This window comes from Rathayibacter sp. VKM Ac-2835 (assembly GCF_013266705.1).
Lineage (GTDB): Bacteria > Actinomycetota > Actinomycetes > Actinomycetales > Microbacteriaceae > Rathayibacter.
Map to the genome: position 1 here is coordinate 128,998 of NZ_JABSNQ010000003.1, position 21,125 is coordinate 150,122.

The window sequence follows — 21,125 nt, forward strand, 5'->3', positions numbered from 1 at the left end:
TGCTCGATCAGCATGCAGCGCCCGCTCCGCGGGCTGCTCGATAGCAGGGGGTGCTCAGGCCGACAGCCGCGGCAGGACCTCCCGGGCGAAGAAGTCGAGGTGGTCGAGGTCCTGGAGGTCCATGAACTGGAGGTAGACGCGCTCGGCGCCGGCCTCGCGGAGGGACTCGAGACGGTCGACGGTCTCGTCGACTCCGCCGGCGACGCCGTGCTCGCGCAGCTCGGCGGGCTCGCGGCCGATGGCGGCGGCGCGACGGACGAACTCCGCCTCGTCCGCTCCGCCGACCGCGATCAGCGCGACCGAGTGCACGAGCGAGGACGGCTCGCGGCCGATCGCGGCGCACGCCTCATCGACGCGCTCGAACGATCCGGGGATCGCGTCGAACTCGGGGAAGGGCAGGTTGAACTCGCTGGCGAAGCGGGCCGCGAGCCGCGGGGTCCGCTTCGGCCCGCCTCCGCCGACGATCACCGGCAGCGGCAGCCGCGCGGGCTTGGGCAGCGCGGGCGAGTCGGTCAGCGTGTAGTGCTCGCCGGCGAACGAGTAGCGCTCGCCGACCGGGGTCGACCAGAGACCGGTGACGATCTCGAGCTGCTCCTCGAGCAGATCGAATCGGCGCGGCGGGAAGTCGATGCCGTAGGCGGCGTGCTCCTCCTCGAACCAGCCGGTGCCGAGGCCGAGCTCGACACGGCCGCCCGACATCGCGTCGACCTGGGCGACCTGGATCGCGAGGATCCCCGGCGGCCGGTAGGTGACGGAGGAGACGAGCGTGCCGAGTGCGATCCGCTCGGTCTCGCGCGCGAGGCCTGCGAGGGTCGTCCACGCGTCGGTCGGACCGGGGCCGGGGTCGCCGTCGCCCATCCGGAGGTAGTGGTCGGAGCGGAAGAAGCCGTCGTAGCCGAGGGCTTCGGTGGCCTGCGCGACCGCGAGGAGATCCTCGTAGCTCGCGCCCTGCTGGGGTTCGGTGAAGACTCTGAACTGCACGGGTCCAGCCTGCCGCACCGATCCGAGCGCCCTCGCCGCCCCCGCTCGCGACACGCCGCCCGTGTACGGTGGAGCTTTTGCCGTCGACGAGAGGCCCGCGCATGCTCGAGCAGAAGACGTCCGAGAGGCCCCCGCAGCGCCTCGCCCGCTGGGTGTTCTGGCCGGCGGCGGTGATCACGCTCTCCATCGCCGCTTTCGCGATCATCGCTCCCGAGGTCGCCACCGAGGTCTTCGCCTCCCTGCAGACCACCGTCGTGAACACCTTCAGCTGGTACTACGTGCTGATCGCCGCGGTCTTCGTCGCCTTCGCGATCTGGATGGGCGTCAGCCGCTTCGGCGACATCAAGCTCGGCGCCGACGACGACGAGCCCGAGTTCTCGATGCTCTCCTGGATCTCGCTGCTCTTCGCGGCCGGGATGGGCATCGGCCTCGTCTTCTACGGCGTCGCGGAGCCGCTCACCCACTTCGCCACCCCGCGCCCCGGCGTCACCGGCACGGAGACGGAGCTCGCGCAGAGCGCCATCTCGCAGACCTACCTGCACTGGGGCGTGCACGCCTGGTCGATCTACGTGGTCGTCGGCCTCGCCCTCGCCTACGCGATCCACCGCCGCAAGCGCCCGGTGTCGATCCGCTGGGCGCTCGAACCGCTGCTGGGCCGCCGGGTGCGCGGCGGCTGGGGCAACACGATCGACGTCGTCGCGCTGGTCGGCACGATGTTCGGCGTCGCGACGTCGCTCGGCCTCGGCGTCACCCAGATCTCGGCGGGCCTGGAGTCGAGCGGCATCGTCGACTCCTCGCTCACGGTGCAGATCATCGTCATCGCGGTCGTGACGGCGCTGACCGTCTTCTCGCTCGTCTCGGGCGTCGGCAAGGGCATGAAGTGGCTCTCGACCGGCAACCTGCTGCTCGCCGCCGCCCTGCTGGTGTTCGTGCTCGTCGCGGGCCCGACGCAGTTCCTGCTGCGCGAGTTCGTGCAGTCGCTCGGCAACTACCTGCAGAACTTCATCGGCCTCACCTTCACCGTCAGCGCCTACGCCGGCCGGGAGGGCGAGGCCTGGCAGGCGACCTGGACGACGTTCTACTGGGGCTGGTGGATGTCGTGGGCGCCGTTCGTCGGCATCTTCATCGCCCGGGTCTCCAAGGGCCGCACCGTCCGCGAGTTCGTCGCGGGCGTGCTGCTGGTGCCGACGATCATGACCTTCCTCTGGTTCAGCGTGCTCGGCGGGACGGCGCTCTTCCGCGAGCTCTACGGCGACGGCGGGCTCGTCGGCGCGGACGGCGCGGTGAGCACCGACACGGCGCTCTTCTCGATGCTGCAGGGCCTGCCGGCCGGCTCGGTGCTGGTCGTCGGCGCGATCATCCTGATCGGCGTCTTCTTCGTCACCTCCGCCGACTCCGGCGCCCTGGTGATGGCGATGATCGCGACCGGAGGCGACGCGGAGCCGCGCAACGGCATCCGCGTCTTCTTCGCGCTCGCGACGGCCCTGCTGGCGCTCTCGCTGCTGATCGCCGGCGGGCTCGACGCCCTGCAGACGGCCGCGATCCTCTCGGCGCTGCCGTTCAGCGTGGTGATGATCCTGATGTGCGTGGCGACGGTGATCGCCTTCCGGAGGGAGATCCGCGCCTACGACCGGGCCCGCCGGGCCGCCTTCGTCGGCGACATCGGCTCGTTCTACGGCCTCGAGGTGGAGGAGCCGCTCGAGCGCGAGCCGGCGCACCCGCTGAAGCGGCTGGCGCAGCGGATCAAGCCGGGGTCGACCCCGCGGGAGTAGGCGCCCGGATCTCGATACGCCCGCTTAGCGGGCTGCTCGACCAGCATGGGATCTTCTACGTCGATGAATTCGGGAATCACACGCTCGACCGGAACGATGCACCGGGAATTCCGACCCTCAAGGAAGGCGCCAGCCAGTACTTCGTGCTCGGCGCCGTCGGAGTCCGAGACACGTCACGGCGTGCCCTGGCAGAGCGGATCGTCGACGTCAAGGAGAAGCACTTCGGTGTGCTCGCCGCATGCGATCTTCCGTGGGGTGATTCCGAGATCAAGGGTCACCACCTCCGTCGGGTGGCACGCAGTGTCGCATCAGGACATCGTCTGGACAGGCCCGCTGCGTACCGGGCACTCGTCACCGAGAAGCAGACGGCCGCCCTCTTCAAGGACGTCGGGCTGCTCTTCGACACCTTCCGCCCGCTCGTCTTCGCAGCGGCCGTGGACAAGCTCGAGATGGTGGAGACCGGACGCGGCCTCATGCCGGTGGGCGTCGCCTACGCATACCTGCATCAGCGCGTCGCGACGACTGTGGGCGACTACTACTCCGGGGACGCCGCCATGTTCGTCGCCGACCAGCAGTCCCAGCACGAGAAGTTCTTCCGCAGCGGCGGCCTGCGGGACGCGCGGGCGACCCTGGACAGGATGCTGCGGAGGAAGCCCGGGTACGACCTGGTGCTCGACAAGCCGCTGTGGGTCGACACGGAGCTCAGCCACTGGGATCGCGAGATCCTGCAACTCGCGGACATCGTCGCTTACTCGGCAGGCACCTACCTTCTGCAGGGCGGAGCGCCGGAGGAGCAGAGCTACCTCTGGGAACAGATCCGACGGTGCACGGCACTGCACCAGAAGACGGGACTGCGCCTCGGTGCCGGGTTCTCGATGTATCCGAGCAGCGCGCGGATCCCGACGGGTGAGGCCGACGACGCGTGAGGGACCAGGCAGACGGAACCGGCGCGATGCGGGGCCCGCCGGATTCCAGAAGCCCCCGCTCGCGCCGGTGGCGTCGACGCTAGCAGGCACTCCTCATCGCCTGTCGAGCAGGCGTGGCGACGTGGCGTTCGCTGCGGCGGATCTCGATGCGCCCGGCCGCGCCGGGCTGCTCGATCAGCATGCACTCGCAGCCGCCGGGTCACGCTGGTCGGAGGGCCACCGGAACATGCTGGTCGAGGAGCCGCTGCAGGCGGCGTATCGACACCCGGCGACGTCGCTCGACTCGTTCCGGTCGGCGGGACGGCGCACTCACCGTACGATCGCCTCGCACGAGACCGACGTCCGCACCAGCGTCCCGCCCCCAGGAGCACCCGCATGACCGATCCCCGCCCGCTGCTCTTCAACGCGTTCGTGATGAACACGCCCTCGCACATCCACCACGGCCAGTGGCGGCGGCCCGGGGCGCGGCCCGGCGCGTTCGAGGACCTGGGGCACTGGATCGAGGTGGCGAGGACGCTCGAGCGCGGGGTGTTCGATGCGATCTTCTTCGCGGACGTCGTGGGCACCTACGGCGCGGTCGGCGCCTCGCTCGAGGTGAACGCGCGCGAGGGCCTGCAGCTGCCGAACAACGACCCGTCGATCCTGCTGGCCGCCCTGATCGGCTCGACCGAGCACCTGGGCCTCGCGATGACGAGCTCGATCCTGCAGGCGCACCCGTTCGAGTTCGCGCGGCGGATGTCGACCCTCGACCACCTCTCGAAGGGCCGGGTCGCCTGGAACATCGTCACCAGCTACCAGGAGAACGCGGCCCGCAACTTCGGCCTCGACCGCCTCACCGAGCACGACGCCCGCTACGCGCAGGCCGAGGAGTACCTCGACGTGGTCTACAAGCTGTGGGAGGGGTCGTGGGACGACGACGCCTCGGTCCGCGACCAGGCCGGCGCGTACTCCCGACCGGAATCGGTGCACCGCATCGACCACGCCGGCGCGAGCTACCGGGTCGAGGGCCCGCACCTCTCGGCGCCGTCGCCGCAGCGCACGCCGTTCCTCTTCCAGGCCGGCTCCTCGCCCGCCGGCCGCGCCTTCGCGGCCCGGCACGCGGAGGCGCAGTTCGTCGGCGGCTCGACGACGGAGCAGACCCGCGAGCTGATCGCCTCGACCCGCGCGCTCACGGAGGCGGCCGGGCGCCGCGGTGACGACGTGCTGTTCTTCTCACCCCTGTCGGTGATCGTGGGCAGCACCGAGCGCGAGGCCCGGGAGCGCGAGGCCGAGCTCGACGCGTACACGAGCGTCGACGCCCACCTGCTGCACGCCGGCCTCAGCGTCGACCAGGCCGACGGGAAGCCCTTCCCGCCCGAGACGAAGCTGCGCGACATCGTGACCAACGGCAACCGCAGCACGCTCGAGTCGATGATCCGGCTGCTGCCCGACCGCGACGCGACCGTCGCCGATCTGGCCCGCCTCGCGGTGCGTCGTCACCAGCGCGTCGTCGGCACGCCCGAGCAGATCGCGGACCGGCTCTCCGAGCTGCGCGACGCGGGGGTCGACGGCGTCAACCTCAACCACTGGACGCTGCCGGACAGCTACGTCGAGTTCGTCGACGAGGTGATGCCGGTGCTGCGCGATCGCGGGCTGGCCCGCTCGGAGTACGCGCCGGGCGGCCTGCGCGAGCGGCTGACCGGAGCCGCGCGGCTGAACCCGCGGCACCCGGCGGCGCGCTACCGCGGGGCGTTCCGCGGCTGACGGGGGTCGACCGCCTCGTCACCGGCCGCTCGCAGCGTCGTCAGCCGCGGAGGGCGTGCACACCTGAGGCTGGAAGCAGCGGATCGAGCGTTTTCGGGCCGATCCGGCCCTCACAGCCTGAGTCGTGCACGCGCCGGGCCGGAACCCGTTCCTTCGCTCAGCTCGGCGAAGGGACGAAGGGGTGCTCCGGCGGGTCCTGGTCGTCGTCGAGGCGGGAGTCGGCGCCCTCGTCGGCCGTCTCGCCGGTCGCCTCGGCGCCGTCGACCTGCGTGTCGTCGATCTGCGCCGGGTCCTCCGGGGGGACCGGCAGGGAGTCGGCGTCGGGACGGGTGGTGTCGGTGACGTCCTCGGGGGCGTCGAAGCCGAAGCTGCTCATGGTGTCCTCTCCGCGGCGCACCGGGAGGCGACGCCGCTGCCGGCAGCCTAGGTCGCGCCTCCGGGAGCAGTCACCGGCTTGACGGTGCCGCCCCTTGCGAGCATCTTCGGCACGCGGATCCGACCTCGGCACGCGGGATCGCGCGATTCCGGCGAGCCGGACGACGTTTCACGAGCCGGAGGTCGGCGAGCCTGGACCGCAGGGGAGCGAGCGGAAGCACGCGGCCGCTGCGCCCGTCAGTGCACGTACTCCAGCAGGTCGACGCCCAGCGTGCGCATGCCGTCGAGCACCGCGAGGCGGTAGCGCAGGCTCGAGTCGTCGAACTGCGTGATCACGGCGTAGGCGACGCCGGCGCGCGGGCCGCGGAGCACGCCGACCTCGGCGCGGACGCCGGTGTCCGTGCCGGTCCTGTTGACCAGCAGCACGCCGTGGTCGGGCTGGCGGTGCGAGAGCGCGTCGAGGCCGAAGGCGGAGGCGACCATCGACAGGTCGCTGTTGAGCGAGAGCCAGCCGATCACGCGCGAGCTGACCGCCGCGTCGACGATCTCGCCGTTCGCGAGGGTCGCGAGCAGCCAGGTCAGCTCGCTGGCCGAGCCGATCGAGAGCTGCGGAGCGTCGTCCGGACCGCGCTCGTCGCGGACGACGTCGAGCAGGGCGGTGCGCGAGAGGCCGAGCGCCTCGGCCCGCTCGCGGACCGCGTCGAGGCCGACTCGGCGCAGGAGCACATTGGTGGCCAGGTTGTCGCTCGTCGCGCCGACGAGGGCGGCCAGGTCGGCGATCGGCATCGACGGGATCTGCAGGTGCTGCCAGATCCCCGTGCCGGTGACCGCGTCGGCGGCGGTGCGGTCGACGAGGCGCAGGTTCTCCTGGGGATCGGTGGCGAGCCGCGCCGCGACCTCGATCAGGAGCACGATCGTGCCGACGGACGCCGTCGGCATCGAGACGGAGTCGTCGACCGCGAAGAGGGCGCGCCCGGTGCCGAGGTCGACCGCGCGCGCCGACACCACGACTCCGTCCAGCGCCAGCCGGCCGAGCGCGTCGAAGCCGCGCTGGAAGTCGTCGTGGTCGTACTCGCCCTTGTGGCGCCCGCGGCGGGCGCGGCGGTTCGCGCGGCGGGTCTCGTGGGCGGGGATCACCACGGCGGCGGCCTCTCTCCGGGGTCGGTGGAACGGTCGATGCGGAGGGGCGGGACGGGAGTCCGTCGATCCGCCGCGGGGACGCATCGGAGGACCGAGGACCCGCGGCATCGGTCGGCTCTCGATGCCCCGGGATCCGGCCGCGGTGCGGGACGGCAGCCGGCGAGGGCTACCAGATCGCGACGCGCTCGCTCGGCGGGAGCCAGAGGGCGTCGCCCTCGGTGACGTCAAAAGTAGCGTAGAACTCGTCGAGGTTCCGGACGATCTGGTTGCAGCGGAACTCCGACGGCGAGTGCGGATCGATCGCGAGCAGGCGGATCGTCTCCTCGTCGCGCGCCTTCTGCTGCCAGGCCTGCGCCCAGGAGAGGAAGAAGCGCTGGGCGCCCGTCAGGCCGTCGATCACGGGCGGCTCCTCGCCGTCCAGCGAGAGCAGGTACGCCTTCCACGCGATGCCGAGCCCGCCGAGGTCGCCGATGTTCTCGCCGATGGTGAGCGCGCCGTTGACGTGGTGACCGGGCGTGGTGGCCGGGGCGAGCGCGTCGTACTGCGCGATCAGCGCCTTCGTCCGCTCCTCGAACGCGGCCCGGTCGTCCTCGGTCCACCAGTCGGTGAGGCGGCCGTCGCCGTCGAAGCGCGAGCCCTGGTCGTCGAATCCGTGCCCGATCTCGTGCCCGATCACCGCGCCGATCGCGCCGTAGTTGGCGGCGGAGTCGCGGGACTCGTCGAAGAAGGGGAACTGCAGGATCGCGGCGGGGAAGACGATCTCGTTGAAGCCGGGGTTGTAGTACGCGTTGATGGTCTGCGGCGTCATGAACCACTCGTCGCGGTCGAGCGGCTTCCCGATCTTGCCGAGCTCGCGGTCGAACTCGAAGGCGGCGACGCGGCGGGCGTTGCCGACCAGGTCGGCGGGGTCGATCGTCAGGGCGGAGTAGTCGCGCCAGCGGACCGGGTAGCCGATCTTCGGGGTGAACTTCGCGAGCTTCTCCAGCGCGCGCTCGCGGGTGTCGGCGCCCATCCACTCGAGGTCGACGATCGAGCGGCGGTAGGCCTCGATCAGGTTCGCGACGAGGACGTCCATCGCGGCCTTCGCCGTCTCGGGGAAGTGCCGCTCGACGTAGATGCGGCCGACGGCCTCGCCGAGCGAGCCCTCGACGAGCGAGACGGCGCGCTTCCAGCGCTCGCGCTTCTGCGGCGTGCCCGTGAGGGTGCGGCCGTAGAAATCGAAGTTGGCGTCGACGAAGTCGCTGGAGAGGTAGGCCGCGGCGCCGCGGATCACCTGCCAGGACAGCCAGTCGCGCCAGGCGGGGAGGCGGTCGTCGGTCAGCAGGCCGGCGAGCCCCTCGAGGAAGCTCGGCTGGCGCACGACGACCTCGGCGAGCGCACCCTCCGGAGCGCCCATCGCGGTCAGCCAGACGTCGAGGTCGATGCCTGCGGCGAGCTCGGTGACCTCGGCCCAGGAGCGGAGGTTGTAGGTGGCCTGGCTGTCGCGGCTGCGCACCTTGTCCCAGTGCACGGCGGCGAGGTCGGTCTCGAGCGCGACGATGCGCTCCGCGCGCGCCTCGGGGGCGTCGATGCCGGCGAACCCGAGCATCCGCGCGACGAAGGGGAGGTAGGCCTCGCGGACGGAGGCGAACTCCTCCTCGCGGTAGTAGCTCTCGTCGGGAAGGCCGAGGCCCCCCTGATTGACGAAGACGAGGTAGCGCTCGGGGTCGCCCGGGTCGTTGTCGACGAAGAGGCCGAAGAGGCCGGGGACACCGGAGCGCTCGAACTCGCCCACCGCGCGCAGGAGCCCGGGGATCGAGTCGACGCGCTGCACGGCGGCCAGGTCGTCGGCGATCGGCTGGGCGCCGAGCTCCTCGGCGCGCGCCTCGTCGAGGAAGGAGGTGTAGAGGTCGCCGAACATGCGCGCCTCGGTGCCGCTCGGGGCCGACTGCGCCTCGACGATGATGTCGCGGACCGCCTTCTCCGCCTCCTCCTGGAGCACGTGGAAGGAGCCGTAGCGCGCCTTGTCGCTCGGGATCTCGGTGCGGTCGATCCACAGGCCGTTCACGTGGCGGTAGAGGTCGTCCTGCGGACGCGTCGCCGGGTCGAGTTCGGAGAGGTCGATACCGGAGCGAGGCGTCGTCGAGGTCATGGCGGTAAGCCTACGTCGGGGGTCGGACACGGCGGCCCCGGGGCGCGAGTCCGGCTCGCGGAACCGTTCCCGGCACTCGAGAACCGGCCGATCCGACGAGCCGGAGCCGATTCTGCGTGCCGGAGGTGCACCGGTCGGAACTCCGGCACGCGAGAACACGTCCGGCACGCTGGAACCGGCCAGTCCCACGAGCCGGAGCGGAGTCCGCGAGCCGGAGGTCAGCCACCGGCAGCAGGCCGCGGCTCAGCGGGCGAGCTGCTCCTCGACGTAGGTGCGGATCGGGGTGGTCGGGCGGCCGATCAGGCGGGCGAGCGAGCCGTCGGTCTCGCCGAGGAGGCCGTCGGCGATGTTGGCGTCGAGGCCGACGACGAAACCGACGCCGCCCTCGGGGACGCCGGCCTCGGTGAGGATGCGGGCGTGCTCGGCGGAGTCGACGTGCGTGATCGCGGCGTCGCGGCGGGCGACCTCGCCGACGAGGGTCGCGAGCTCGTCGAAGCTCCAGGCGGTGTCGCCGGAGAGCTCGTGCACCGACCCGACGAGGGAGGCGTCGAGCAGGGCGACGGCGGCGGCCTCGGCGTAGTCGGCGCGGGCGGCGCTCGAGACGCGGCCGTCGCCGGCGCTGGAGAGGGTGGTGCCGGTCGAGGCGAGCTCGGCGACGGTCTGCGCGTAGTTCTCGTTGTACCAGCCGTTGCGGAGGATCACTGCGGGGAGGCCGGCGGCGACGATCGCCTCCTCCGTCGCCTTGTGCTCGGGGGCCAGGATCAGCGGGCTGGTGGTCGCCTTCGGGGCGCTTGTGTAGACCAGGCGCGCGCCGGCGCGGGCGGCGGCCTCGATCGCGGCGGTGTGCTGAGCGACGCGCTTGCCCACCTCCGAGCCGGAGACGAGCAGCACGGCCTCGGCGCCGGAGAAGGCGGCGTCGAGCGAGGCCGGGTCCTCGAAGTCGGCGACGGCGGTGCGGACGCCGAGGTCGGCGGCGAGCGCCTCGAGCTTGGCGGCGTCGCGGCCGGTGGCGACGATGTCGGAGGCGGCGGTGCCGCGGGCGAGCAGGTGCTCGACGGCGAGACGGCCGAGGTGGCCGGTGGCTCCGGTGACGACGAGGGTCATGGGGTGGTCCTTCCGTTCGGGAGACGGCGGGTGGGGCGCCGTCGGTGAGGGGAACCGGGCCGCGACGCGAGAACTTCCCGGAATGCAGTACCCACTATTTGGTTAGTACTCCTGTGACCATCACCGAGAGCCCCCTCCTCACCGGAGACGTCTACTCCGCCGACTGCCCGAGCCGCGAGGTCTTCGGGCACGTCACGAGCAAGTGGGGCGTACTCGTCCTCGCTGCCCTGGCCGAGCGCAGCCTGCGCTGGGGCGAGCTGCGGCGCCGGATCGGCGGCATCAGCGAGAAGATGCTGGCGCAGACCCTCCGGACCCTCGAGGAGGACGGCTTCGTGCACCGCGAGGCGCACGCCGTGATCCCGCCGCGGGTCGACTACGCGCTGACGCCGCTCGGAGCCGAGCTGGCCGAGCGGCTGCTGCCCGTCGTCGAGTGGATCGCGGGCAACGTCGGCGCGGTGCTGGCGGCCCGAGACGCCCGCCGGAGCGACGAAGGGTAGCCTCACCTTCTTGTGAGAACGTTCATGTTCCGTTCAGGGAGAGGCCTCCACTGAGCGGCGTGCGCGTCCCTTCGCCCTGGTCGACTCGGACGCACTGCTGCCGATCGAAGGACACCGCATGACCGACACCGCCCGCCGCCCGCTCCTCCTCCCCATGGCGGGGCACGTGCGCGGCAAGCGCAGCCCTGTCACCTGCGCCCTGAAGTGCGCCAACGCGTGCTCGACCGCCACCTGCAACACCTCGCACAACAGCTCGTTCCGCGACATCGTCGCGCGGCAGATCTCGCGCCGCAGCGCCCTCGGCCTCGGCCTCGCCGGCGCGGTCACTGTCGCCGTCGCCTCGGCCGGCGGCGCCCCCACCGCGGAGGCCGCCGTCGCCGGCGCCGCGGTCGGCGGCTCCCCGCTCGCCTTCACCCCGATCGCCCCGGTGCCGTACACGGTCGATGAGTTCACCGTCCCCGAGGGCTTCGCCTGGCAGCCGATCATCCGCTGGGGCGACCCGCTCTTCGCCGACAGCCCCGCCTTCGACATCGAGAACCAGACGGAGGCCGCCCAGGCCGCCCAGTTCGGCTACAACAACGACTACACCGACATCGTCGAGATCCCCGGCTCGAAGCGCCTGCGCGCGCTGCTGGTCGTGAACCACGAGTACACGAACGAGTCGATCATGTTCCCGGCCGCTCAGCTCGAGGCGGAGCCCGAGCGCGTGCGCGCCGTCGGCCGCGCCGCCCACGGCCTCAGCGTCGTCGAGCTGGTGCGCACCGCCGTCGACCGCCCCTGGGCCTACGTCCGCGGTGGCGAGCACAACCGCCGCTACCTGATCGACACCCCCTACGAGGTCACCGGCGCCGCGGCCGGCTCGGCGCTGCTGAAGACCGTCGCCGACCCGACGGGGCGCTCCGTCCTCGGCACGCTCGGCAACTGCTCCGGCGGCACCACGCCGTGGGGCACGATCCTCTCGGGCGAGGAGAACTTCAACGGCTACTTCCGCGCGACCGCGACCAGCGACGCCGAGAAGCGCTACGGACTCGCCGACGCCGAGACCGCGCGCCTCTGGGAGCTCGACGACCCCCGCTTCGACGCCCGCACGCCCGGCTACGAGAACGAGCCGAACCGCTTCGGCTGGATCGTCGAGTTCGACCCCTTCGAGCCGGAGTCCACCCCGAAGAAGCACACCGCGCTCGGCCGCCTGAAGCACGAGGGTGCGAACGTCATCGTCGCCCCCGACGGCCGCGTGGTCGCCTACCAGGGCGACGACGAGCGCTTCGACTACCTCTACAAGTTCGTCTCGAAGAAGCGCCACATCGAGGGCGACCGCGCGCACAACAAGACGCTGCTGGAGGAGGGCGACCTCTTCGTCGCGAGCTTCACCGGCGACTCCCCCGTCGCCGAGATCACCGGCACCGGCGCGGTCCCCTCCGACGGCGGCTTCGACGGCATCGGCGCCTGGCTGCCCCTGGTCGTCGACGGCGCGTCGATGATCGCCGGCATGAGCGTCGAGGAGGTGCTCGTGCACACCCGCATGGCCGCCGACATCGCCGGCGCGACCAAGATGGACCGCTGCGAGGACGTGCAGCCGAGCCTCGTCAGCGGCCGGATCTACGTCGCCTGCACCAACAACTCCAACCGCGGCACCGAGGGCAAGGAGGGGCCGACGGAGGTCAACCCGCGCACCGAGAACCGCGACGGCCACATCGTCGAGATCATCGAGGACGGCGGCGACCAGACCGGCCGCACCTTCACCTGGAACCTGCTGATGCTGTGCGGCGACGTCGCGCAGGGCGACACGGTGTACTTCTCCGGCTTCCCGGTCGACCAGGTCTCGCCGATCTCCTGCCCGGACAACCTCGCCTTCGACTCGGTCGGGAACCTCTGGATCTCGACCGACGGCGCCCCGAGCGGCATCGGCTACAACGACGGCCTCTTCAAGGTGGCGCTCGAGGGCGCTGAGCGCGGCCGGGTGGAGCAGTTCCTCTCGGTCCCGCGCGACGCCGAGACCTGCGGGCCGATCGTGCACGACCAGGACCAGCACGTGTTCGTGGCCGTCCAGCACCCGGGCGAGGAGGGCACCTTCGAGGCGCCCACCTCGTACTTCCCGGACTTCGCGGCCGCCGGAGCCCTCGCGGCCGGCGCCGCGGCGGCGCCGCGCCCGACGATCGTGCAGATCCTGCCGGCCTCGCAGCTCGTCGCCCCGACGCCCACGCCGACCGCCGGGCCCACCACGGCGCCGACGGCGACTCCGACGGCCGCGCCCACCTCGGGACCGACCGCCGCGCCGACGGCGGCACCCACCGCCGGGCCGACCGCGATGCCGACGGCCGGACCGACCGCCGGGCCCACCGTGCCGACGGCCGCGCCGACCGGCACGCCCGTTCCGCTGCCCGTCGGCGGCGGCACGACCGGCGGACTCGCCTCGACCGGTGTCGAGAGCGTCGGCCTCGTCGCCGGAGCGGCGGCGCTGCTCACCGCGGGGGCTGCCGCGCTGGGTCTGGGTGCGCGCCGCCGCGCGGCCGGCACGGAGGCCGAGCCCGAGGCCTGATCCGGCGCCGACGGTGCGCGTCCGATCTGCAGGCGATCGAGGTCTCCGCAGCGCCCTTCCCGGGACGGAAGGCGTTCTCCGCGGGCCGATCGCCTGCAGAACGGACCGCCACCTGCAGAACGGGCCGGTCCCGAGACGGATCAGCGGGTGCGCTAGGTTGGGCGCGATGTCGACCCTCCGGAGCCGCGAGTCCGCGGTCATCGTCGCCGTGCAGCGCTCGCCGCTGGCACCGCCCCTGCGCCCGATCGCCCGATGGCTGAGCTTCTTCGGCGAGCACGCCGCGGGCTGGCTGCTGCTGGGCGTGGTCGGTGCGTTCGCCGATCCGTCGCGCTTCTGGGCGTGGGCGCTCTGCGACGTCGCGATCGTCGTCGCGCACGGGCTGTCGATCGTGATCAAGCGCGTCGTCCGGCGGCCGCGGCCCCTCGGCGAGGGTGTCGAGGTGCGGGGCACGGCGCCGAGCAAGCTGAGCTTCCCGAGCTCGCACGCGTCCTCGACCACCGCGGCGGCGATCGTGTTCGCCGTGATGCTGCCCGCGCTCTGGCCGCTCGCCGTCCTCGTGGTGCTGGTGATGCTGCTGTCCCGGATCGTGCTCGGGATGCACTTCCCGACCGACGTGCTCGCGGGCGCCGCGCTCGGCACGCTCGCGGCGTCGGCGGCGCTGCCGTTCCTGCCGCTGCTCTCGGCCTAGCTTCCGGGCGCGGGGGCGTCTGCCATCCGTTGTCCGATCTGCAGGCGATCCGCGCGTCCGTCTTCCGCGCCTCGCGGTGGAAGGCGCCTTCCGCATCGGATCGCCTGCGGATCAGACGGGAGCCTTCCGGCAGGAAGGCGGAGCGGCCGCGGCCGACGAGGCGGTGGTGAGAGGAGGCGGTGAGTGGCCGGTCAGAGGAGGCGGCGGGCCGAGGCCCAGGCGGTGAGCTCGTAGCGGGAGGAGAGCTGCAGCTTCCGCAGGACCGCCGACACGTGGGACTCGACGGTCTTCACCGAGATGAAGAGCTCGGCGGCGGCCTCCTTGTAGGCGTAGCCGCGGGCGATCAGCCGCATCACCTCGCGCTCGCGGGCCGAGAGGCGGTCGAGCTCGTCCACGGACTCCGCCTGCTCGCCCGAGAGGGCGCCGAACGCGTCGAGGACGAAGCCGGCCAGGCGCGGGGAGAAGACGGCGTCGCCGCCGTCCACCGCGAGGACCGCCCGGCTGACCTCGGCGCCGGAGGTCGTCTTGGTGATGTAGCCGCGAGCGCCGGCGCGGATGACGCCGACCACGTCCTCCGCCGCGTCCGAGACGCTGAGCGCGAGGAAGCGGACCGCCTCGAGGTGCGCGGCGCTGCGGCGCAGGACCTCGGCGCCGCCGCCGCCCGCTCCGCCGGGCAGGTGCACGTCGAGCAGCACCACGTCCGGACGCTCGGCCGCGACCAGCGCGACGGCGGAGTCGACGTCGGCCGCCTCGCCGACGACGTCGAGCTCGGGGGCGAGATCGGCGCGCAGACCGGAGCGGAAGATGGAGTGGTCATCGACCAGCACGACGCGGGTCACCGCTCGGCCCCCGCCGGCAGGCGCAGGTGGACCTCGGTGCCCGCGCCGCCCGCTCCGGGCCGGACGGTCGCGCTGCCGCCCGCGCGCGCCATCCGCCCGACGATCGACTCCCGGATGCCGAGGCGGTCGCCCGGGAGGGCGCCGAGGTCGACTCCGGGGCCGCGGTCGCGGACGAACACGTCGACCCCGGCGGCGGAGGACTCGACGTAGACCGACACGTCGCCGCCCGCGTGCCGAGCGGCGTTGAGCATCGCCTCGCGGGTCGCGGCCAGCACGGGCGCGGCGCCCGGCACCGAGGCCCCCACCGCGACCACCTCGAGCGTCGCCGGCCAGTCGAGCTCGATCGCGGCGGCGATGGCGCGGATCTCGGCCGCCAGGTCGTTCGCCACCGGCACGTCGCGCTCGAACAGCCAGTCGCGCAGCTCCCGCTCCTGCGCGCGGGCGATGCGGGCGACCTCGCTCGACGCGCCCGCGCGGTTCTGGATCAGGGCCAGGGTCTGCAGCACGGAGTCGTGCAGGTGCGCGGCGATCTCGGCGCGCTGCTCCTCGCGGACCCGCGCCGCCCGCTCGCCCATCAGCTCGGTCCACAGCGTGACGACTCGGGGGGCGGCGAGCACGCCCGCGGCGACGAGCAGGACGCCGACCGCCAGCACCGCGTTGACCGCGCTGGGGCGCGCCGTGAGCACGACGGCCCCGGCGACGACGAGGACGGCGCAGGAGGCGAGGCGGACGACGGTGGAGGAGCGCGCCGAGCGCGAGGTGTCGCCGCGGTCGAAGCCCAGGCTCCAGGCGACGGCGCCGCCCGAGAGCAGCGCGACGGCGGCGAGCGCCCGGGTGACGTCCGCGTCGTCGCCCCCGCGGAGCGCGACGAGGACCGAGAGCGTCGCGGCGCCGGCGACGCCGACGAGCAGCGCGGCGACCGGGACGGAGCGGCGCACGCCGGCCGCCTCCCCGCCGGCGTCGCGCAGGGGCACGAGCGCCCAGAGCCACAGGTAGAGCAGTGCGCCGCCGCCGCCCAGCAGGGTCGCGACGATCGCGAGGAAGCGGACCGTCCCGACGCGCAGGCCCAGGTGCTCGGCGAGCGCCGCGCACACGCCGCCGAGGACGACCCTCCGCGGACGGCGCAGCGGCGGCCGGGCCGACGGCGCTCGGCCCGGCGGCGGCCCGCTCAGCGGCGGACGCCCGGCGGTGCTCGGGAGGGTGGGTGTGCTCACCCCTGCATCCAAACAGGTCGTCGGGGTCGACGGGGTGGGAGTCGGGGTCGGATCAGGGGTTCCCCCGATGGTCGGCGGCTGTGGAGGAGCGTCACACTCGAGCCATGACAGCAGCGAGCACGATCCCGCCGGACCCGGCGCAGGAGGACACGGCGGGCGACCCGCCGACTCCCGGCCCCTCCGCACCCGGCGAGCCCGGCCCGGGCTACTCCGGCTCGGACCCCTCCGACCCCGGCCCGGGCGCCGCGGGCCCCGGCCCCTCCGGCCCCGACGCCCCCTCCGAGAACCGCTTCCTCCTCTGGCTGCGCTCGCTCGACCTGGCCCGCCGGCCCGGCTGGGTCGGCGGCGTCTGCGCCGGCATCGCCGACCGCCTCGGCATCGACCCGTTGATCGTGCGCGGGATCTTCGTCGTCGTCGCCGTGCTGGGCGGCCCGGCCTTCCTCTTCTACGCGGCAGCCTGGCTGCTGCTGCCCGACGAGGACGGCGTGCTGCCGGTCGAGGAGCTGCTCGGCGGCCGCCTGACCCGCGTGCACGCCGCCATCGGGGCCCTCGTCCTCGCCTCGATGCTCCCCGTCGCGCAGGGCTTCTGGTCGCTCGGCGGCGCGTACACCGGCGCGGCGCCCTGGGCGCCCGCCACCGGCCGCGCCCTCTGGACCGTCGTCGTCCTCGTGCTCATCGTGCTCTTCGTGGTCTGGATCGCCCGCCGCTCCGGTCGAGCCGACCGGACGCCCCCGCCGGACGGCACCCCCGCAGGACCCGGCGCCTCGACCGCCGGCTACCCCGCTCCCAGCGGAGAGCCCGCGAGGGGCGCTCCCCTCCTGCCCCCGCAGCGCCCCACCGAGGCGCGCCCGAGCACCCCGGAGGACCTCGCGCTGTGGCGCGAGCGCCAGGAGGAGTGGAAGGCCGAGCGGGAGGCGTTCCGCGCCCAGGAGAGCGCGACCGCCCGCGAGACGGCCCGCGCCCGAGCGGAGGAGTCTCGCCAGCGAGCGGGCGCCATCACCGCGGCTCGGCTCGAGCGGCGGCGACAGCACCGCGAGGCGAACCCGCGGCTGCGGCGGAGCGTCACCCTGCTCGTGCTCGGCCTGGCGGCCGTCGCCGGTGCGATCGCGTCGCTCACCGTCTCCGGCTCGACCGCGACCGTGGTCGGCTTCAGCGTCGCGACCCTGGTGCTCGGGCTCGCGATCGTGGCGGCCGGGCTGCTCCGCCGGCGCGCGATCCTCCTGATCGCTGTCTCGGTGATCACGGTGCTGACGGCCTCGACGGCGTCGCTCGTCCCGCCCGAGCGCCGGCTGCTGCCGATGCTCAGCTCGTACGGCCTCTCGAACGCGGTTCCCGGCAGCTACGCGATGGTGGCGGGCGACCTGCAGATCACGATCGACCCGTCGCTGGGTGACCCGGGCGAGGTGATCGACGTCTGGCAGGGCGCCGGGAACATCACCGTCATGCCGATGGAGGGGGCGGCGGTCCGCCTCGAGGCGACCACGGCGAACGGCTACTACTGGCTGACGACCGCCTTCGCCGACGGCGACGTGGGGTCCGACCCGGTGGACGTCGAGTACAGCCGCGACGGAGCCACCTGGACGCAGACCTTCGGCGACCCGGACGCCGAGCCGGTCGTCGTCCGGATCGCGCAGGGCCGCGGCGGGGTCACCGTCTACGACCGGACCGCCGAGGACTCGACCAGCGGCGCCGCACTCGACCCGGACGGCCCTGCGACCGCGGAACCGATCGACCTCCCGGCCCCGGCGGACACCGACGCCCCGACGGACCCCGGCACCACGACGGACCCCGGCACCACGACGGACCCCGGCACCCCGACAGACCCCGGCAGCACGACCGGAACCGACAGCACGACCCCGACGGAGGCAGGACGATGACCGCGCAGAGCACCACCGCCACGCAGACCAGCACCGCCCCCGAGACCGCGCAGCGGCCCAGGATCCGCGCCGGCGCGGTCGTCTGGGGACTCGTCCAGGCCGTCGTGGCGGTCCTCCTGCTCCTCGTCGCCGCCGACGCCGGGCTGCGGACCGCCGTCGTCGACTGGGCGCTCTCGCTCGGCCCGGCCGGAGCCGCCGCGATCGCGATCGCCGCGCTGGGCACGATCGCCCTCCTGATCGGCCTCGTCCGGGTCCTCGATCGGCGCTGACGAGCGGCAGGACCGCGCCCACCACCCGGAAGCGCGCAACATCAGCCAGGAGTGCCCCTCTTCGCCCGTCGGCGATGAGACGGCCTCCTGGCTGATGTCCGTGCACGCCCCGCGCCCGGAGCGACCGGCGCACCCACCCGCAACCCCCTAGGCCGAGGCCGGACACCAGCGCAGACTCGCAGTCCGGCCTCGACCGCGCGCGCGAGCCTCCGCCCGCGCACGGACAGGCGCCTCCCCCTCCCCGAATCGAGACCGCCGATGCCGCACGCCGCCCGCAGGACATGCCGATGGAGCTGAGCATCGCCGCCGTCATCGGCGTCGCCGTCCTCGTGGCCGTCGCCGCGTTCGCCCGCCGGCTCGGCGTCGCCGCGCCCATCGCGCTGGTGCTCGCCGGCGTCGGCCTCTCCTTCCTCCCCGGTGTCCCCGAGGTGGTCGTGCCGCACGAGTGGGTGCTCGACGGCGTGCTGCCGCCCCTGCTCTACGCCGCGGCGATCAGCGTGCCGTTCGTGGACTTCCGCCGGAACATCGCCACCATCAGCGGCCTCTCGGTGGTGCTCGTGCTGATCTCGGCCGCCGGGATCGGAGCGCTGCTCTTCGTCCTGCTGCCCGAGCTGGGCCTGCCGCTCGCCATCGCGGTCGGCGCGATCATCAGCCCGCCCGACGCGGTCGCGGCCACGAGCGTCGGCCGGCGCCTCGGCCTGCCGCCGCGACTGCTCACCCTGCTCGAGGGCGAGGGCCTGATCAACGACGCGACGGCGCTCGTCCTCCTGCGCTCGGCCCTGGCCGCCGCGGCCGGCACGCTCGCGACCCCGTGGGCGGCGGTCGGCGACTTCCTCTACGCCGTGGTGGTCGCCGTGATCGTCGGCCTGGTCGCCAGCATCGTGACGGTCTTCGTCCGCTCCCGCCTCGAGGACCCTGTGCTCAACACCGTCGTCTCCTTCGTCGTGCCGTTCGTCGCGTTCATCCCGGCCGAGAGCCTCGGGGCCTCGGGAGTGCTCGCCGTCGTCGTCGCCGGCCTGCACACCGGGCACGCCTCCTCCCGCGCCTTCACCGCGCAGTCGCGTGTGAACGACCGCATCAACTGGCGCACCGTGCAGTTCCTCCTCGAGAACGGCGTCTTCCTGCTGATCGGACTCGAGATCCGCAGCCTGATCGAGGACGCCGACAGCGCCGCCCTGACCATCCCGGCGGCGGTCGGCATCGGCCTCGTCGCCACGGCCGGGCTCATCGTCGTCCGCTTCGCCTGGGTCGGCCCGGTGCTGCTCGGCGAGCGCTGGCAGACCCGCCGGGCCGAGCGGCGGGCGCGCGAGCAGAAGGAGCTGCTGGAGTCGACGGGCGGGGTGCGGCTGCCGCGCGCGGAGCGCAGCAAGGCCCGGCGGCGGTACCAGCTGCGCCGCTCGGACTACCGCCACTTCAGCACGAACGACCTGGGCTGGCGCGGCGGCCTGGTGCTGGGCTGGTCGGGCATGCGCGGAGTGGTCACCCTCGCCGCCGCGCAGTCGCTGCCGGAGGACATCCCCTACCGCCCGCAGCTGGTGCTGATCGCCTTCACGGTGGCGGTGTCGACGCTGCTGATCCAGGGCAGCACCCTGCCGCTGCTCATCCGCGCCACCGGGATCCGCGGGGTCGACGTGCCGGAGGACCAGCGCGAGCTCGCGGGCCTGCTCGACGAGATCACCGAGAAGGGGCTCTCCGTCCTCGAGAAGCCGGGCGAGGTGGTCGAGGGCGTCGACGACGTCGACCCGGACGTGCTCGAGCGGGTGCGCCAGACCTCGTTCCTGCGCTCGGAGGCGGCGTGGGAGCGGGCGCGCGGCTCCCGGCGCGACGTGGCCGACACTCCGCACCGGCTCTACCGGGCGCTGCGGCTCGCCGTCGTCTCGGCCGAGCGCGAGGCCCTGCTCGACGCGCGGTCCCGCCGCGCCTACCCGCAGCGGATCCTGGGCCAGGCGCAGGCGCTGCTCGACCTCGAGGAGACCCGGCTGCGACTGCGGCGCGGATCGACGTCGTAGCGGCGGACCCGGACGAGGGCCCGGGGCCGGGGATCGGCCTCAGCCCGTGGTCGTCCGGGTCATGATCGCGACGACGAACAGCCCCGCCCAGAGCGCACCGCAGACCAGCAGCCGCAGGTTGCCGAGCACGATGTCCTCCGGCGCCGAGGCCCGCCCGCGCTCGATGTCGAGGGCGTAGAGGAAGAGCGCCGCGCCGAACGGCACCACCGACGCCATCGACCAGAGCGAGTTCTCGCCGTTGATGAACAGTGCCCACAGCGCGTAGGAGATCATCGTCAGCGATGCGGCGACCGACCAGATGAAGCGCAGGTAGCCCGGCGTGTAGACCTTGAGGGTCGAGCGGGTGTGGCTCTCCTCCTTGCCCTCGCTCTGCAGCTTCTCGGAGTAGCGCTTGCCCGCGACCATGAACAGCGAGCCCGAGGACACCGCGAGCAGGAACCACTGCGTCAGCGGGATGTCCGCGATGGCCGCGCCCGAGATCGCGCGGAGGACGAATCCGCCCGCCACGATCAGGATGTCGATGACCGGCTCGTGCTTGAGCCAGAGGCAGTACGAGATCTGCATCACCAGATAGGCCGCGAGCGTCGCCGCGAACCAGGTGAAGCCGAGCAGGAAGGTCGCCAGCACCGGCACGATCATCAGCACGAACGCGGCCGGCCAGGCGACCTTCAGCGGCAGCGCCCCGGACGCGATCGCGCGGAAGCGCTTCTTCGGGTGCACGCGGTCGGACTCGACGTCGAGCAGGTCGTTGAGGAGGTAGCCGCCGGACGAGGCCAGGCTGAACGCGATCACGCCGACGACGGTCGCGACGAGGATCTCGGGCTCGAGGATGCGCGCGGCGGCGACCGGAGCGGCCAGCACCAGGACGTTCTTCAGCCACTGGCGCGGGCGCATGGCGGCGACGAGTGCGCGGGCGGTGTTCACGACGTCTCCCTCTCGGGGAACAGGGCCTGGAACGGCCGGATCGGGCGGGATCGGGGTGACGCGGGCCCAACCTACAATCGGGGGTGAACGCGCTCCA

General features: G+C 73.2%; 16 protein-coding genes and 1 pseudogene. 9 read left to right on the plus strand and 8 right to left on the minus strand.

Annotation, left to right across the window (positions count from 1 at the left end):
- Nucleotides 1–54 precede the first annotated feature (54 nt).
- The gene (locus HRK28_RS14380; protein WP_160085982.1) at nt 55–981 is read right to left on the minus strand and encodes an LLM class F420-dependent oxidoreductase; all 927 of its coding nucleotides are present in this window, start codon (nt 979–981) and stop codon (nt 55–57) included.
- 101 nt (nt 982–1,082) lie between these two features.
- Here HRK28_RS14380 and HRK28_RS14385 point away from each other — a divergent pair, with 101 nt between their 5' ends.
- From HRK28_RS14385 to HRK28_RS14395, 3 genes are all read left to right on the plus strand, one after another.
- Nucleotides 1,083–2,753 carry a BCCT family transporter gene (locus HRK28_RS14385; protein ID WP_160085984.1) on the plus strand — a complete coding sequence of 557 codons (1,671 nt, stop codon included), beginning with the start codon at nt 1,083–1,085 and terminating at the stop codon, nt 2,751–2,753.
- Nucleotides 2,754–2,803: 50 nt separating this feature from the next.
- Entirely contained in the window at nt 2,804–3,679 is an 876-nt protein-coding gene (locus HRK28_RS14390) for a DUF3800 domain-containing protein (protein ID WP_367948454.1), read from the plus strand.
- A gap of 375 nt (nt 3,680–4,054) precedes the next feature.
- Nucleotides 4,055–5,422, plus strand: a complete 1,368-nt coding sequence (locus tag HRK28_RS14395) for an NtaA/DmoA family FMN-dependent monooxygenase (RefSeq protein WP_173252109.1) — start codon at nt 4,055–4,057, stop codon at nt 5,420–5,422.
- Between the two features lie 157 nt (nt 5,423–5,579).
- On the opposite strand, the gene HRK28_RS14400 is transcribed toward HRK28_RS14395, so the two are convergent.
- From HRK28_RS14400 to HRK28_RS14415, 4 genes are all read right to left on the minus strand, one after another.
- The gene (locus HRK28_RS14400; protein ID WP_173252110.1) at nt 5,580–5,798 is read right to left on the minus strand and encodes a hypothetical protein; all 219 of its coding nucleotides are present in this window, start codon (nt 5,796–5,798) and stop codon (nt 5,580–5,582) included.
- Nucleotides 5,799–6,034: 236 nt separating this feature from the next.
- On the minus strand, nt 6,035–6,937 hold the full coding sequence (locus HRK28_RS14405) for a serine hydrolase (RefSeq protein WP_244231708.1): 903 nt from the start codon (nt 6,935–6,937) through the stop codon (nt 6,035–6,037).
- A 166-nt stretch (nt 6,938–7,103) separates the two neighbouring features.
- Entirely contained in the window at nt 7,104–9,068 is a 1,965-nt protein-coding gene (locus HRK28_RS14410; protein WP_160085994.1) for a M13 family metallopeptidase, read from the minus strand.
- Nucleotides 9,069–9,311: 243 nt separating this feature from the next.
- On the minus strand, nt 9,312–10,172 hold the full coding sequence (locus HRK28_RS14415) for an NAD(P)H-binding protein (protein WP_173252111.1): 861 nt from the start codon (nt 10,170–10,172) through the stop codon (nt 9,312–9,314).
- A 113-nt stretch (nt 10,173–10,285) separates the two neighbouring features.
- Here HRK28_RS14415 and HRK28_RS14420 point away from each other — a divergent pair, with 113 nt between their 5' ends.
- The 3 genes and pseudogenes from HRK28_RS14420 to HRK28_RS14430 all read left to right on the plus strand — a co-directional run bounded on the left by HRK28_RS14420 (nt 10,286) and on the right by HRK28_RS14430 (nt 13,896).
- Nucleotides 10,286–10,669: a helix-turn-helix domain-containing protein gene (locus HRK28_RS14420; RefSeq protein WP_160085998.1), complete on the plus strand. Its 384-nt coding sequence runs from the start codon at nt 10,286–10,288 to the stop codon at nt 10,667–10,669.
- Between the two features lie 118 nt (nt 10,670–10,787).
- Nucleotides 10,788–12,836 (plus strand): annotated as a pseudogene (locus HRK28_RS14425) (PhoX family phosphatase); the annotation flags it as partial.
- A 538-nt stretch (nt 12,837–13,374) separates the two neighbouring features.
- Nucleotides 13,375–13,896 (plus strand): phosphatase PAP2 family protein, encoded by a 522-nt coding sequence (locus HRK28_RS14430; protein WP_160086002.1) that lies wholly within the window; start codon nt 13,375–13,377, stop codon nt 13,894–13,896.
- A gap of 191 nt (nt 13,897–14,087) precedes the next feature.
- Here HRK28_RS14430 and HRK28_RS14435 read toward each other — a convergent pair whose 3' ends face one another.
- Together HRK28_RS14435 and HRK28_RS14440 are read right to left on the minus strand one after the other, a co-directional pair.
- Complete coding sequence (locus tag HRK28_RS14435; protein WP_173252114.1) at nt 14,088–14,735, minus strand: response regulator transcription factor; 648 nt, start codon at nt 14,733–14,735, stop codon at nt 14,088–14,090.
- Entirely contained in the window at nt 14,732–15,949 is a 1,218-nt protein-coding gene (locus HRK28_RS14440) for an ATP-binding protein (RefSeq protein ID WP_173252115.1), read from the minus strand. The genes HRK28_RS14435 and HRK28_RS14440 overlap by 4 nt, the downstream gene beginning before the upstream one ends.
- Nucleotides 15,950–16,053: 104 nt before the next feature.
- Here HRK28_RS14440 and HRK28_RS14445 point away from each other — a divergent pair, with 104 nt between their 5' ends.
- From HRK28_RS14445 to HRK28_RS14455, 3 genes are all read left to right on the plus strand, one after another.
- The gene (locus HRK28_RS14445) at nt 16,054–17,826 is read left to right on the plus strand and encodes a PspC domain-containing protein (protein WP_173252116.1); all 1,773 of its coding nucleotides are present in this window, start codon (nt 16,054–16,056) and stop codon (nt 17,824–17,826) included.
- Nucleotides 17,823–18,095 carry a hypothetical protein gene (locus HRK28_RS14450; RefSeq protein ID WP_127887872.1) on the plus strand — a complete coding sequence of 91 codons (273 nt, stop codon included), beginning with the start codon at nt 17,823–17,825 and terminating at the stop codon, nt 18,093–18,095. The genes HRK28_RS14445 and HRK28_RS14450 overlap by 4 nt, the downstream gene beginning before the upstream one ends.
- Before the next feature lie 287 nt (nt 18,096–18,382).
- Entirely contained in the window at nt 18,383–20,104 is a 1,722-nt protein-coding gene (locus HRK28_RS14455) for a sodium:proton antiporter (RefSeq protein WP_173252117.1), read from the plus strand.
- 39 nt (nt 20,105–20,143) lie between these two features.
- On the opposite strand, the gene HRK28_RS14460 is transcribed toward HRK28_RS14455, so the two are convergent.
- A complete protein-coding gene (locus HRK28_RS14460; RefSeq protein ID WP_173252118.1) occupies nt 20,144–21,028 on the minus strand; it encodes a decaprenyl-phosphate phosphoribosyltransferase in 885 nt (294 codons plus the stop codon).
- Between the last annotated feature and the right edge of the window lie 97 nt (nt 21,029–21,125).

Coding starts and splice junctions, on each gene's coding strand:
- HRK28_RS14400 (WP_173252110.1), bottom strand. CDS start 5,798: ATGAGCAGCTTCGGCTTCGACGCCCCCGAGGACGTCACCGACACCACC.
- HRK28_RS14430 (WP_160086002.1), top strand. CDS start 13,375: ATGTCGACCCTCCGGAGCCGCGAGTCCGCGGTCATCGTCGCCGTGCAG.
- HRK28_RS14415 (WP_173252111.1), bottom strand. CDS start 10,172: ATGACCCTCGTCGTCACCGGAGCCACCGGCCACCTCGGCCGTCTCGCC.
- HRK28_RS14450 (WP_127887872.1), top strand. CDS start 17,823: ATGACCGCGCAGAGCACCACCGCCACGCAGACCAGCACCGCCCCCGAG.
- HRK28_RS14385 (WP_160085984.1), top strand. CDS start 1,083: ATGCTCGAGCAGAAGACGTCCGAGAGGCCCCCGCAGCGCCTCGCCCGC.
- HRK28_RS14410 (WP_160085994.1), bottom strand. CDS start 9,068: ATGACCTCGACGACGCCTCGCTCCGGTATCGACCTCTCCGAACTCGAC.
- HRK28_RS14455 (WP_173252117.1), top strand. CDS start 18,383: ATGGAGCTGAGCATCGCCGCCGTCATCGGCGTCGCCGTCCTCGTGGCC.
- HRK28_RS14395 (WP_173252109.1), top strand. CDS start 4,055: ATGACCGATCCCCGCCCGCTGCTCTTCAACGCGTTCGTGATGAACACG.
- HRK28_RS14445 (WP_173252116.1), top strand. CDS start 16,054: ATGACAGCAGCGAGCACGATCCCGCCGGACCCGGCGCAGGAGGACACG.